We start from the raw sequence: 14266 nt of genomic DNA, 5'->3' as shown, positions 1-14266 counted from the left end.
TTACACTCAAAAACTAATGATTTCCGCAGCCCTTAATCAGCAGCTGGTGAACTGGTTTAGCGAGTGCCATTAAATCGTATTTCTCCTCATTTAAAACCCAGGTTGTAACGGTTTCATCCATCGTACCGAAAATCATTTGTCTGGCAAGACGAACATCGAGATCTTTTGAAAACTCTCCCGTTTCTTTCCCTTCAATGATGATTTTATCAATCACTCTCAAGTATCCTTTAAGAACATTATTGATTCTTAAACGCAATTCCTTATTGGACTGTCGTAATTCAAGTTGAGTTACGATTGCCATGTGGTGATCATCAGAGAGGTTTTTGAAATGAGCTTCTACCATCATTAATAACTTCTCCACCGCTGTCTCTTTTCCTGCTATTAATCCATCTATTTTTTCAATAAAGCTTCCCATTTTTTCTTCAAAGAGTGAAATGAGAATGTCTTCTTTGTTTTTAAAATAGAGATAAATGGTTCCATCTGCGACACCAGCTTGCTTTGCAATCTTCGAAACCTGGGCCTGATGATAACCAACCTCTGCAATTGCAATAACCGCTGCATCAATAATTTGCATGTATTTCGGCTTATTTTTTTTCATTGGTTCTCCCTCCTCTGGAAGAAAGTAAAAAAATATGAATGAATAATCATTCATATTTTTATAATAGTTATAACTTGTATTTCTGTCAAGAAGTACAATGATATTTTTATATTACTTTACTACTCTCAAAGAGACAAGCTCTATCATCCAAAAAAAAGAAGTGCGATCAACTGGTGGTATTAGGCATGTTTTTTGCTTTCTTCCTCTATTTTTCTCATTTCTTCTTCAACAAGTGTTCTTCTTAAAATTTTTCCTACCGCTGTTTTCGGTAATTCTTTTCTAAATTCATATAATCTTGGGGCTTTATAGGCGGCTAAATATTTTCTCGCATATTGGTTTAAGTCATCAGATGTAATCTTTGAACCTTCTTTTAAAACGACGTAGGCCTTAACGGTTTCACCACGATATGGATCGGGTATTCCAGCAGCAACAGCTTCTAAAACATCTGGATGTTCATATAATACTTCCTCTATTTCTCTTGGATAAATATTGTACCCACCAGCAATGATCATATCCTTCTTTCGATCCACTACATAAAAATACCCTTTATCGTCCATATACCCAAGATCACCCGTGAATAACCAGCCGTCTTTAATCGTTTCCTCTGTAGCCTCTTTTCGATTCCAATAGCCTTTCATTACTTGAGGGCCTTTAATGATAATTTCTCCAATTTCACCTACTGGCATTAGTTCATCCGAATCCATTGAGACAATTCTTACCTCTGTATTTGGCCATGGTACCCCGATACTGCCTTTTACCCGCGGGCGATCCCATAAGAAATTTGCATGGGTAACTGGAGATGTTTCGGTTAAACCATACCCTTCCACGAGTTTACCGCCTGAAACTTCCTCAAACTCTTCTTGGACTTCAATTGGCAGCGGAGCAGAGCCACTTAGACAGGAATCGATAGACGATAAATCATATTTTTTCAGGTCTGGATGATTTAATAGTCCAATATAAATCGTTGGCGCACCAGGAAACAAAGTAGGACGCTGCTTTTGGATGGTCTTTAAGGTGGTCAATGGATCGAACTTAGGCAATATAATCATCTTATACGCCTGCATAACCGATAAAATCATGACGATCGTCATTCCGTAGACATGAAAAAACGGAACAATCCCTAAGACTGATTCCTCACCCGGTTTTGCTTTGTATAGCCAGGCAGTACACATGGAAGAGTTCGCTACTAAATTCCGATGTGTCAGCATAACCCCTTTAGGAGAACCCGTTGTACCGCCTGTATATTGCAGCAGCGCTACCTCTTCTTCAAAATCAAAGTCATATTCTACTAGTTTTTTAGGAGCTAATTTTATGATTTCTTTAAATAAATGGGTGTTGCCTTCATGTTTAACATTTACGACAATTCCATATTGCTTTTTCTGAATAAAAGGGTAAACTAAATTTTTTGGAAATGGCAGGTAGTCTTTGATAGCGGTTACAATTATGTGCTGCAAATTGGTTTGCGGCATCACCTTAGAAGCGCGAGGATAGAGGATGTCGAGTGTGATGATCGCCTTGGATCCGGAGTCCTTCATCTGGTATTCAAGTTCACGTTCCGTGTATAACGGGTTGGTTTGAACGACAATTCCCCCAGCCATTAGTATACCAAAATAACTTATGACTGCTTGCGGGGTATTGGCAAGCATGATGGCAACTCGATCACCTTTTGAAATACCAATTTGCTGGAGATAGCTGGCAAATGATAATGATTCATTATAAAGCTCTTTATAGGTCATTTCCTTCCCCATAAAATGAATAGCGATTTTGTCTGGAAAATTTTTTGCCGCATCTACTAGATACTGCTGAACAGGTTCTTTCCGAAATTCCAGTTCTGCAGGAATTTCCTCTGGATAATGCGCTAGCCATGGTTTTTGATCATACATAGTAACCCTCCTTCTAATTCCTTTGTAATATTTTCCACTTCCTTTTCATTATAATATAGTCAGACTCTTTAAACAATTAGAATAATAGTATATGTTTATTATCTCACTAAAAAAATCATCGCTGAATGACAGCGATGATTTCAACTTAAAAAAACAACATATACCCCATACCGATTAGTAAAAACAAGGCGCATAAACCAAGAAGTACTTTAGCTAATGTCTCCACTTTATTCTCCCCTTACGATATCCCCGCACCTATTACAAAGGATAAGCCGATTGATAGTATCATCGCAATAAAACCAACTGCGCGATTATCATTTTTAATTTCATCATCAATGTTAAACTTAGGTGTTAAAAATTCAAAAATGAAATATCCAATCAATAAAAGCACAAATCCAAATACACCCCAGATAACCATTGTCACTAAGGAATCATTTTGTTCAATGGAATAACGAAAGATATTGGCAATTCCAAAAATCTTCCCTCCGGTTGCCAAGGCAACAGCGATGTTCCCCTTTTGAATTTCTTCCCAATTTTTATATTTCGTAACTAATTCAAAAATAGCTAAAAAAACGACCACACATAAAATGACGACGCTATAATTAGCAGCACTTTGAACATACATGTTATCCCAAAACTGGTTCATTCCCTAATCTCCCCGGACATTTTTATTTAAATTCAACAACTGTAACACCAGAGCCGCCCTCACCGGCTTCTCCAAACCGAATTTTCTTTACAGATCGGTGATTTCGCAAATATTCCTGGACACCCTGTCTTAATGCTCCTGTGCCTTTCCCGTGGATGATTGATACACGAGGATAGTTTGATAATAAAGCATCATCTATATATTTTTCCACTCTTAAAAGCGCAGCCTCATATCTTTCTCCTCGCAGGTCTAATTCTAATTTTACATCAGCGTCTCTGCCTCTAACAATTGCCATTGGTCTAGTCTCAACTTGCTTAGGGGTACTGCTAAATTCTAAGTCCTTTTCTTTTACCTTCATTTTCAAGATGCCAATTTGCACCTGCCATTCGGTATCAGAAACTTTATCAAGTAACGTCCCCTTTTGACCAAAGGTGAGTACCTTAACTTCATCCCCCGGCGTTAGCGTATGTTTCTTTATTTTCTTGTTCATTTGAGCAGCAGATTTCTTTATCTCAGGGGTTGCTGCATCAAGACGGCGCTTCGCATCAATTAATTCATGCTCCTTTATTTCAGCATGTTTTTCAATCCTCATTTTACGGAGATCACGAATAACCTTTTCGGCCTCACTCTTTGCTTCTTCGAGAATTTCCCCTGCTTTTTCAGCTGCTTTTTCTAGCATGGAGTCCTTGTTCTCATAAAATTCCAGCATTTGCTTTTGCATATCCTGATGGAGCTTTTCTGCCTGTCTTAAATAATCACGCGCTTCTTCCTGCTCAATTTCAGCTTGCCGCTTACTATTTTCGAGAGATGCAATCATCTTATCGATCTGGTTCGCATCTTCACTTACATGTGATCGAGCAGCCTCAATAACACGATCATTCAACCCTAAGCGTTTTGAGATTTCAAATGCATTGCTTCGCCCAGGTACTCCAAGTAGGAGTTTGTACGTTGGGCTCAACGTTTCAACATCAAATTCTACACTTGCATTTAAAACCCCTTCACGATTATAGCCGTAGGCCTTTAATTCTGGATAATGGGTAGTAGCAATAACTCTTGACCCTCGATTGTGAACCTCATCTAGTATGGAAATAGCTAGCGCAGCACCCTCCTGTGGATCTGTGCCTGCACCAAGCTCATCAAACAATACGAGAGAATTAAAATCAACCTTTTCTAAAATATCGACAATATTTACCATATGGGAAGAAAACGTACTTAAACTTTGTTCAATGGATTGTTCATCACCGATATCTGCATAGATGGCATCAAAAACAGCTAACTCTGACCCATCAAGTGCAGGAACCTGCAATCCTGCCTGCGCCATTAATGAACATAAACCAAGTGTTTTTAAGGTAACGGTTTTACCACCCGTGTTTGGTCCGGTAATGACAATGGTTGTATATTCCTTCCCAAGTAAAATATCATTCGCAACGACCTCGTCTATGGGAATTAGCGGGTGCCTGGCTTTGTAAAGTGCTATTCTTCCCTCATTATTCATGATAGGCATACTTGCCTTTATTTTGCGACCATACCTAGCCTTGGAAAAAATAAAATCCAAATTGGCAAGAATCTCAACGATCCCTTGCAGTTCCGATTCAAATTCAGCTGTTTTCGCTGACAGCTCGGTCAATATTCTTTCAATTTCTAGCTGCTCTTTGACTCTTATATCCTGTAATTGATTGTTTAATTGGACAATCACTTGTGGTTCAATAAATAGTGTTTGCCCTGATGCGCTTTGGTCATGGATAATCCCACCATAATGGCCACGATATTCTTGTTTAACAGGAATAACAAAGCGGTCGTTTCGAATTGTGACAATCGAATCCGACAACATCTTTGCCGCATTCGAAGACCGAATCATACTCTCTAATTTTTCACGGACACGTGCTTCATTTGAACGCAGCTGCTGCCTTAATGAACGTAAAAGAACACTTGCACTATCAAGAACTTCCCCGCTCTCATCAATGGCAAGTCTAATCGACTCCTCCAAACTTACTAATGGGATGATCCGATCTACTTGCTCCATTAAAATCGGTATTTCCGCTCTTTCTTCTGCTATATCCTCAATAAATCGCTTTATTTGCCGGCTGGCATGAATGGTGCTCGCCACCTGGGTCAATTCATGTGAACTAAGAACTCCTCCAATTACAGAGCGCTTAATATGGGCACGAATATCATGAATTCCTGCTAACGGCACATTTCCTTTAATCCGTAGTACAGTTGACGCTTCATCCGTTTCGGTTTGCAGCATTACGACTTCCTCAAAATCAGTCGATGGAACCAATTTCTTTAACTTATCTATTCCAAGTGAAGAAGATGCATGCTCGATGAGCTGGTCTCTCACTTTAATAAATTCTAACACCTTTAACGTTCTTTCTTGCATGGAGATAAACCTCCCCCTAGTTTCGATTATGCAAATATTCTAGTAAGTCCTTCGGTTCAAGTGCATTGATAACCGTTGATTTTTTAATCCAGCCTTTTTTTGCTGTTGATACACCTACACTCATATGTGATAGCGTTTCCCTCTTATGGGCATCCGTATTAATAAATATTTTAACGCCCATCTCTTGTGCCTGCCTTAAATATTCAGCTTTTAGATCTAATCGATTCGGGTTGGCATTAAGTTCTAAGGCAGTATTCGTTTCTTTTGCTAATTCCATTAATAAATCAATATCAACATCGTAGCCTTCGCGGCGGCCAATTTTCCTGCCAGTCGGATGAGCAATTAAATCAACGTGAGCATTTTTTAGGGCTGTTGTTAACCGCTCCATAATTTTTTCTCTCGGCTGTGAAAAAGCGGAGTGAATGGACGCAATAACGAAATCCATTTCTGCTAATAGATCATCCTCGTAATCCAACGTACCATCTGGCAGGATGTCCATTTCAACTCCTGATAAAATTAATATATCATCGTATTTTTCATTTAATTTTTTTATTTCTTCCTTTTGCTGCAGCAATCGCTCACGTGTCAGTCCATTTGCTACTTTTAAATACTGAGAGTGGTCCGTGATTGCCATATATTTATACCCTTTTGCCCGGCAGGCCTCAACCATTTCCTCAATCGAATGAGCCCCATCACTCCAGGTTGAATGCATGTGAAGGTCACCTTTTATGTCAGTTAATTCGATTAATTCACCTTCATATGCGTGAAAATCCTCCACTTCTTTTCCATCTTCCCGAACTTCTGGCGGGATAAACGGCAGATCAAAATGTTTGAAAAACTCTTCCTCTGAAGTAAAAGTAAGAACTTCCCCTGTCTCACCATTTTCCACACCATACTCACTAATTTTTTCCCCACGTTCCTTAGCAAGCTGTCGCATTCGAACATTGTGGTCTTTTGAACCAGTAAAATGGTGGAGAGTCGTCGTAAACTCCTCTGGTTTAACCAGTCTAAAATCAACTGAAACATCATAGTCAAATTCAAACACAAGTGATACCTTTGTATCTCCAGCACCAATTATTTCTTTTATATTCGGAAAATCAAGTAAGAATTGTTTGACCACTTCAGGCTGCTCACTCGAAATAATAAAGTCCAAATCTTTAATCGTTTCTCGCATTCTTCGCAGGCTTCCTGCACGTGAGAACTGATGAATCTCTTTAAGTTCAGAAAGCTTCGCTTCAATTTGTTCTGCAATTGGAAGCATGTAAGCAAGCGGTAATCTGTCTGGTCTTGAACCTACATTCGCAATCGAACTCAATATCTTTTCTTCTGTCTTTTTTCCAAAACCAGCGAGTGCTTGCACTTTCCCTGCTTTACAGGCTTCTTCTAATGTAGTGACATCCTCAATTCCTAACTCTTTATGTAGCTTAGCAATCTTCTTTCCGCCAAGACCGGGTAATTGCAATAACGGAATTAAACCTTTCGGAACTTCTTCCTTTAGATCATTCAGCACTGTGGAAGTGCCCTCTTCTATGTATTCCTCAATAACCGCTGAGGTCCCTTTTCCGATTCCTGATAGAGACGTAAAATCTTCGATATCAGAAAGGCTGCGATCATCAAATTCCAGTGCTGATGCTGCTTTGCGAAAGGCAGATACCTTGAAGGGATTTTCACCTTTCAGCTCCATATATACTGCAATTGTTTCTAAATGACGAATTAAATCCTTTTTGTTCATCTCCATTACTTCCACCCACCTTGTCTTTATTTTAACCCTTTTAATAGAAAAACTTCTCTCTAGAGAGAAGTAGTTCATTCTCTCCTTACAGAGAAGTCGAATATTCAATCCACATACTTTTTATTTGTTCTGAAAGAAATGGTGTATGATTGACAATTAAGTTTGCCAAAATTGAATCATCCAAAGGTTTTTGCATAAATTCCATTGGAACTAGCGCAGCAATATATAATAAAATAAAGATAATTAAGTAGACTTCAGCAAAACCAAGAATCCCGCCTGCCCAAACATTTAATTGCCTAATAATAGGTAAATGGGCAATAAAATCGAGCATCGATCCAATAATTTGCAGTACAATCTTGACCGCGAAGAAGATGATAATAAAAGCAATCGCTCTATAAAAGGCATCCTCCATATTACCGCTCTCACTTAATAGTTTTAAAGGAGATGTTGTGCCAAGATTCGGATATGGAATCCATAGCGTCAGTCTTGGTGCCAAATCGTCATAGTATAAATTTGCCACTATGTATGCAATAATAAAACCTGTTAAATGGACTAACTGTAAAATGAAACCTCTTCTTAAACCGATAAAAAATCCAAAAATTAATAATATAATAATTGCTAAATCCAGCATGACTTATTCAGTCCTTTTCCTTTTTTAGTTCAGCTTGCATCCGCTCTAATTGGTCCTTCATTTTAATATAATCATTGACGGCATTTACTGCTGTTAAAACAGCGAGTTTATTAACATCTAGTAATGGATTCCTAGAACCAATTTCACGCATTTTCTTGTCAACTAATGAAGCAACATGCTGAACATGATTTTGAGCCTCGGTACCTAAAATAATGTATTGCTGTCCGTATATATCAACGGTTGTTCTGGTTTTTTCAATATTTGACAAGTTACTGCCTCCATTCGATTCGAGCGAAATCCCTATTTTATAATATAACACGAACGGATATGTGTCGAAAAGAGAAACAGCTGATTTGAAGGTTTTTTACCTTTTTCTAAAAAATTGTCGAGGGGTGTTTTTTGATTGGGAAATGTAGTGTTAAATCTAAGCATGTCTGAAATTAATAAAATGAAAAGCTATTATAATGGAAAATTACTAGATAAGGTTCCCCCAGGCAGTGTATTTTCAGCGAAAACTGCAAGCTGTACCATTACTGCCTATAAATCAGGTAAAGTTTTATTTCAGGGGAATGGTAATGAAGCAGAAGCAATGAGGTGGGGTGAAGCTTCCAGTGTGAAAGCTCCTGCCACAGCAAAAGCTGCACGTGGTAATTTACCGGAGGGCTTTAGCCAGTTGTCCGTCATTGGCTCTGATGAGGTCGGCACTGGTGACTTTTTCGGACCGATAACGGTTGTTGCGGCTTATGTTCGAAAAGAAGATATTCCATTATTAAAAGAACTAGGTGTACGTGATTCAAAGGATTTAAAGGATGAAAAAATTATCGCAATTGCTAAGGTAATCAAAGATATTGTTCCATTTAGTCTAATGACGCTGAAGAATGAAAAGTACAACCAGCTGCAGAGTTCTGGGATGTCGCAGGGAAAAATGAAGGCCCTCCTGCACAATCAGGCGATTCTCAATGTTTTGGAGAAAATTTCACCGGTGAAACCTGATGCCATACTGATTGATCAATTTGTCCAAGAAAGTACCTATTACCTGCATATAAAAAATCAGAAAGCAATTGCGAGGGAAAATGTGTATTTTAGCACGAAGGCAGAGGGTATTCACCTTGCTGTTGCAGCAGCATCAATTTTGGCACGTTATGCCTTTGTCCAATACTTTGACAAGCTTAGTGACGCAGCCGGCTTTAAGATACCTAAAGGAGCTGGCGGGCTGGTGGACGAAGCGGCTGCAAGGCTGATTTTGAAAAAAGGCAGAGAAATTCTTCCGCAATATGTAAAACTACATTTTGCTAATACGGAGAAGGCGATTAACTTAGTGAATAAAAAGAAAGGTTAATCGTTTTCGATTGTTTATTGATGCGGGACGTTTCATGAGGCCACTTATTTGGAAATCTGAAAGATTTTGGGCTTCATGAACACTTCATGAGGCCACTTATTGGGGATTCTGAAGGATTTTGGGCTTCATGAGCACTTCATGAGGCCACTTAATTCATGATTATTGGTATTTTGGGCTTCATGAACCGGTGATGAGACCACTTATTTTAGATTCTTAAATATTTTGGGCTTCATATACCAGAACATAAAAAAATGACCTAGTTGATTTTTCACTAGGTCATTTTTATTCTATCATTACCCTCGCAATACTGCTCCGGCCTGAGTCTTCAAAGCTTCGAGTACTTGAGTGTGGACTTTTGTTACTTCTTCATCTGTTAACGTCCGTTCTGGATCCATGTATTTCAATGAGTACGCAATGGATTTTTTGCCTTCTTCCATCCGATCTCCCTCGTATAAGTCAAATACATTTACTTCTTTAAGAAGCTTTCCGCCAGCGCCCTGGATTATATCCTTCAATACTCCAGCAACTGTTTCCTTATCCACGACTAGAGCGATGTCTCTCGTAATAGACGGGAACCGTGGAATAGCCTCATATCTTAGCGCTGCTGCTGCTGCTTCTAGCACTGCCTTCAATGAGAGCTCGAATACATAAGTGTCTTTTAAATCAAGCTCTTTTTGCATGGTTGGGTGCACTTGGCCGACAAAACCAATCCGCACGCCATTTAAGTGAATTTCCGCGGTACGACCAGGGTGCATGTTGTCTACTTGAGCTTGAACATATGTCACACTTTCCGTCAGACCTACTTTTGCAAACAATCCTTCTAAAATACCTTTTATTACATAGAAGTCAACGGCCTTTTTCTCACCCTGCCATGAGTGGCTGTGCCATAGACCCGTAATTGCACCAGCTAAATGCTCCTCTTCTTCAGGTAGAACCTCGGTTCCATTTGCTAAAAATACTGCACCTGTCTCATAAACGGCAAGGCTGTCGTTTTGACGGGCACTGTTGTATTTTAAAACTTCCAATAGCTGCGGCATAATGCTTAAGCGCAGGATACTACGGTCCTCACTCATCGGCATGGCTAGACGAATGAAATCGCGTTTTTCAAAAGCGAATTGCTCTGCTTTTTCCTCACTTGTTAAGGAATACGTTACCGCTTGATACAAGCCAGCGCCCTCTAAATATTGACGAACAATCCGGCGTTTTTCCTGATACTTAGATAATTTACCAGGTGTAGCTGAACCGATTGGCAATGTCATTGGTATGTTGTCATAGCCGTAAAGACGGGCAACTTCTTCAATTAAGTCTTCCTCAATTTTAATATCACCACGGCGTGTTGGAGCAGTAACTGTAATGATTTCTTCTTCACTGCTTACAGAAAACTGAAGGCGTTCGAAAATGGCTTCAACATCTGCAACAGTCAGTTGTGATCCAATGACACTATTTATTTTTTCTAACGTAATCGAAACCACTGCTGGCTCAATTGTAAGTGTATCAACTTCTGAACTACCTTCTAATACTTCACCGCCTGCATATTTTACCATCAAGTAAGCTGCACGCTCACCTGCTGCACGCACACGATTAGGATCAACACCTTTTTCAAAGCGAGCACTTGCTTCACTCCGTAAACCATGGTCTTTTGAAGCTTTTCTTACAGTTCCTCCTGTAAAATAAGCCGCCTCCAACAATACAGTTGTTGTATCTGAAGTCACCTCAGAATTAGCTCCGCCCATAACGCCTGCTAAGGCAACTGGTTCTGTTCCATTCGTAATGACTAATTGGTCAGAGGTTAACGTACGTTCTACATCATCTAATGTTGTGAATTTCTCACCGTCGTGTGCACGACGTACTAGAATTTCTTTTGAACCTAAACGATCATAGTCAAATGCGTGCAGCGGCTGACCATATTCTAATAAAATGTAGTTGGTAATATCGACTACATTATTGTGTGGACGAATACCTGCAGACATTAGTCTTGTTTGCATCCATAAAGGTGCAGGACCAATTTTTACATTTTTAATTACTTTGGCCGCATATAAAGGATTATCCGCATTTGCATCAACTTTTACCGTAATGTAATCAGTTGCTTTTTCATTCACAGGTTGAAGATCGATTTCTGGCAGTTTTACCTCACGTCCAAGGATTGCTGCAACTTCATAAGCGACACCAAGCATGCTCAAGCAATCGGCACGGTTAGGTGTTAAGCCTAGTTCAAGCACTTCATCGTCACGGTTTAATAATGCGATTGCATCCGTTCCAACTTCTGCATCTTGAGGGAAAACAAAGATTCCTTCAGAATATTCCTTCGGTACGATTTTTGCTTCCATCCCAAGCTCTGTTAGGGAGCAGATCATCCCATTCGATTCTTCACCGCGAAGCTTTGCCCTTTTTATTTTAAAATTACCTGGTAAAACCGCTCCAACCGTTGCTACTGCAACCTTTTGGCCTTGCGCTACATTTGGTGCGCCGCAAATAATTTGAACTGGTTCTCCTTGACCGATATCCACCTGGCATTTGCTTAGTTTATCCGCATTTGGGTGCTGGACACGCTCAACTACGTGACCAACCACTACTCCTTTAATTCCTTCGTTGAGGACGTCTACTCCTTCAACCTCAATCCCGCTTTTTGTAATTTTTTCAGCTAATTCATCAGCTGTTACTCCGGATAAATCAACATAATCCTGAAGCCATTTATATGAAACGAACATTTTGTGTCCCTCCTCCTACTCGTGTTTTGAAAACTGTTTTAAGAAACGTACATCGTTTGTGTAGAAATGACGAATATCGTCGACACCGTATTTCAACATTGCGATCCGCTCTGGTCCCATTCCGAATGCAAATCCAGTGTATTTTTTAGAATCATAGCCAGCCATTTCAAGGACGTTTGGATGGACCATTCCTGCTCCAAGTATTTCAATCCAGCCTGTTTTCTTACAAACATTGCAGCCATGTCCGCCGCAAATCATACAGGAGATGTCCATTTCTACAGATGGTTCTGTGAATGGGAAGAAACTTGGGCGTAATCTGATTTCACGGTCTTCACCAAACATTTTCTTCGCAAACACCTCTAACGTTCCCTTTAGGTCGCTCATACGAATATTTTCGTCGACGACAAGACCTTCAATTTGCATGAATTGATGAGAGTGTGTTGCGTCATCATTATCGCGACGGTATACCTTACCAGGGCAGATAATTTTGATTGGACCTTTTCCCTTGTTGTTTTCCATTGTCCGAGCTTGTACGGGTGAAGTATGCGTACGCAATAAAATCTCATCTGTAATATAGAAGGAATCCTGCATATCGCGAGCCGGGTGTCCTTTTGGTAAATTTAGCGCTTCAAAATTATAGTAATCCTGCTCAACTTCAGGTCCTTCAGCTACCTGATAGCCCATCCCGATAAATAAATCTTCAATTTCTTCAATAATTCTTGTTAATGGATGGTGGTTTCCAACCTTAACTGGACGTCCTGGAAGGGTAACATCAATCGATTCAGAGGCTAGTTTTTCTAAAACAGCTGCTTCTTCTAAATCCTTCTGCTTAGCTTCCAAAATCGACGCAATTGCTTCACGGACTTCATTTGCTAGTGCTCCCATTACTGGACGCTCCTCTGCTGAAAGCTTACCCATTCCACGCAGCACTTCGGTAATCGGACCCTTTTTTCCTAAATAGGCAACGCGAATATCATTCAATTCTTTCAAGCTTGAAGACTGCTCAATTTTTTGAATAGCTTCCTGCTGCAATTCCTTTAATCGTTCTTGCATTGAAATTCCTCCTTAAAATTAATGATTGTTTGAATGAAGTATAGAAAAACAAAAAAACCCCATCCCTGGAAAGGGACGAGGTTTATAGTCGCGGTACCACCCTTGTAAACACGGTATGTATAAAAACATATGCGTTCGCTTCATTCGGATAACGGCTAGGCCGGTGCACCTTTACACGAAGCGGAGGCGGGCTAGACAGCTTTCCTCTTTATTCGTGGTCCCGATGCCAACTCAGGAGGTGAACTTCTCCTATCATGCCCATAAAAGTGCTTTCAGTCACGGCACTTTCTCCCTAAATGGTCTTTGACAAGGTACTTTTCTCCGTCATCGTCTTTGGTATTTTCAATAATGTAGATTATTATATAATACTTTACTTAAGGTTTCAAACAAGTATCGTCTATTTTTTCAAAAAATATAACAAGATGCCTGTTGCAACAGCTACATTTAGCGATTCACTTTTGCCATAAATCGGGATATACAGGTTTGTATCAGTTTTAGCAAGCAGCTCTTTGTTGACGCCATTTCCTTCATTGCCAACAAGTAAACCAAAGTTACGTTCTGTTGAAATATCATTATATGCGGAAGCCCCTTCAAGTGCTGTACCGTAAATGGAAATATTTTTTTCCTTAAGCTGTTCTATCCACTCATGGAGGTCACCTCTTATAATTGGCAGGTGAAAATGACTCCCTTGTGCAGAGCGAAGTACCTTTCCATTATAGACATCAGCGCTTCCCTTTCCTATGATAACGGCGTCAATCCCAGCTGCGTCCGCTGTGCGAATCATCGTTCCTAGGTTCCCTGGGTCCTGTACGGCATCAATTAAAAGGTATGTCTTTGCATTGGGTACTTCGATTTGAACTTGTCTGCAAACGGCATAGATTCCTTGTGGTGCTTCTGTATCTGATAATGAATTTGAAATCTCTTCGGTTACGGTGGTAACAGGTATTTCTCTTGAGTCCCAGCGCGGTGGAATGCCAACACTAGTGGACACAATGATTTCGATAACACTCTCGCTGTGTTTTAATGCTTCTTCAACTAAATGAAAACCTTCGACTAAAAATGTTCCAGATTTATCGCGTTCCTTTTTCGTTAAAAGTTTTTTCCATTGTTTTACTTTTGGATTCTGTATGGATTCAATATGCTTCAATTTTGTGCTCCTCTAGTGTTTTTCCTCATTATATCCTAAAAAAAATACATAATAAAACCAAAAATAGAAAACATATTAAAGTAATAGAGGACAAGAAATGCGCAAGCGTCCTGGTCAGCGGCGTATGGCCTGGAGCGCTCCAACTGAGA

The 14266-nt window shown here is 39.8% G+C and carries 11 protein-coding genes; 1 reads left to right on the top strand and 10 read right to left on the bottom strand.

Going from position 1 to position 14266, the window contains the following annotated elements; translation table 11 throughout:
- Nucleotides 1-13 precede the first annotated feature (13 nt).
- The 7 genes from V7124_RS07010 to zapA form a co-directional block, all read right to left on the bottom strand.
- On the bottom strand, nucleotides 14-598 hold the full coding sequence (locus V7124_RS07010) for a TetR/AcrR family transcriptional regulator (protein WP_335416269.1): 585 nt from the start codon (nucleotides 596-598) through the stop codon (nucleotides 14-16).
- A 179-nt stretch (nucleotides 599-777) separates the two neighbouring features.
- The gene (locus V7124_RS07005; protein WP_335487432.1) at nucleotides 778-2481 is read right to left on the bottom strand and encodes a long-chain-fatty-acid--CoA ligase; all 1704 of its coding nucleotides are present in this window, start codon (nucleotides 2479-2481) and stop codon (nucleotides 778-780) included.
- Nucleotides 2482-2719: 238 nt separating this feature from the next.
- Nucleotides 2720-3127 (bottom strand): DUF350 domain-containing protein, encoded by a 408-nt coding sequence (locus V7124_RS07000; protein ID WP_335416261.1) that lies wholly within the window; start codon nucleotides 3125-3127, stop codon nucleotides 2720-2722.
- Between the two features lie 22 nt (nucleotides 3128-3149).
- Nucleotides 3150-5507: an endonuclease MutS2 gene (locus V7124_RS06995; RefSeq protein ID WP_335487429.1), complete on the bottom strand. Its 2358-nt coding sequence runs from the start codon at nucleotides 5505-5507 to the stop codon at nucleotides 3150-3152.
- A gap of 16 nt (nucleotides 5508-5523) precedes the next feature.
- Entirely contained in the window at nucleotides 5524-7245 is a 1722-nt protein-coding gene (gene polX / locus V7124_RS06990; protein WP_335487425.1) for a DNA polymerase/3'-5' exonuclease PolX, read from the bottom strand.
- A 79-nt stretch (nucleotides 7246-7324) separates the two neighbouring features.
- On the bottom strand, nucleotides 7325-7870 hold the full coding sequence (locus V7124_RS06985) for a CvpA family protein (RefSeq protein ID WP_335416253.1): 546 nt from the start codon (nucleotides 7868-7870) through the stop codon (nucleotides 7325-7327).
- A gap of 7 nt (nucleotides 7871-7877) precedes the next feature.
- Entirely contained in the window at nucleotides 7878-8138 is a 261-nt protein-coding gene (gene zapA / locus V7124_RS06980; protein WP_335487422.1) for a cell division protein ZapA, read from the bottom strand.
- Nucleotides 8139-8273: 135 nt separating this feature from the next.
- On the opposite strand from zapA, the gene rnhC reads away from it, so the two are divergent.
- Nucleotides 8274-9209 (top strand): ribonuclease HIII, encoded by a 936-nt coding sequence (rnhC, locus tag V7124_RS06975; RefSeq protein ID WP_335487418.1) that lies wholly within the window; start codon nucleotides 8274-8276, stop codon nucleotides 9207-9209.
- A 293-nt stretch (nucleotides 9210-9502) separates the two neighbouring features.
- Here the strand turns inward: rnhC and pheT are convergent, their stop codons facing one another.
- The 3 genes from pheT to V7124_RS06960 all read right to left on the bottom strand — a co-directional run bounded on the left by pheT (nucleotide 9503) and on the right by V7124_RS06960 (nucleotide 14117).
- Complete coding sequence (gene pheT, locus V7124_RS06970) at nucleotides 9503-11917, bottom strand: phenylalanine--tRNA ligase subunit beta (RefSeq protein ID WP_335487415.1); 2415 nt, start codon at nucleotides 11915-11917, stop codon at nucleotides 9503-9505.
- Nucleotides 11918-11932: 15 nt separating this feature from the next.
- Complete coding sequence (gene pheS / locus V7124_RS06965; protein ID WP_335487412.1) at nucleotides 11933-12970, bottom strand: phenylalanine--tRNA ligase subunit alpha; 1038 nt, start codon at nucleotides 12968-12970, stop codon at nucleotides 11933-11935.
- A gap of 397 nt (nucleotides 12971-13367) precedes the next feature.
- Entirely contained in the window at nucleotides 13368-14117 is a 750-nt protein-coding gene (locus tag V7124_RS06960; protein WP_335487409.1) for a TrmH family RNA methyltransferase, read from the bottom strand.
- Between the last annotated feature and the right edge of the window lie 149 nt (nucleotides 14118-14266).

It is taken from the genome of Neobacillus niacini (assembly GCF_036961885.1).
GTDB lineage: Bacteria > Bacillota > Bacilli > Bacillales > Cytobacillaceae > Neobacillus > Neobacillus niacini_H.
This window is presented reverse-complemented; position numbering and strand designations above follow the sequence as displayed.

What these genes read in the sequence shown, in the direction of transcription:
- pheS (WP_335487412.1), bottom strand. Translation starts at nt 12,970, where the DNA reads ATGCAAGAACGATTAAAGGAATTGCAGCAGGAAGCTATTCAAAAAATT.
- V7124_RS07005 (WP_335487432.1), bottom strand. Translation starts at nt 2,481, where the DNA reads ATGTATGATCAAAAACCATGGCTAGCGCATTATCCAGAGGAAATTCCT.
- pheT (WP_335487415.1), bottom strand. Translation starts at nt 11,917, where the DNA reads ATGTTCGTTTCATATAAATGGCTTCAGGATTATGTTGATTTATCCGGA.
- V7124_RS07010 (WP_335416269.1), bottom strand. Translation starts at nt 598, where the DNA reads ATGAAAAAAAATAAGCCGAAATACATGCAAATTATTGATGCAGCGGTT.
- V7124_RS06995 (WP_335487429.1), bottom strand. Translation starts at nt 5,507, where the DNA reads ATGCAAGAAAGAACGTTAAAGGTGTTAGAATTTATTAAAGTGAGAGAC.
- polX (WP_335487425.1), bottom strand. Translation starts at nt 7,245, where the DNA reads ATGGAGATGAACAAAAAGGATTTAATTCGTCATTTAGAAACAATTGCA.
- V7124_RS07000 (WP_335416261.1), bottom strand. Translation starts at nt 3,127, where the DNA reads ATGAACCAGTTTTGGGATAACATGTATGTTCAAAGTGCTGCTAATTAT.
- V7124_RS06985 (WP_335416253.1), bottom strand. Translation starts at nt 7,870, where the DNA reads ATGCTGGATTTAGCAATTATTATATTATTAATTTTTGGATTTTTTATC.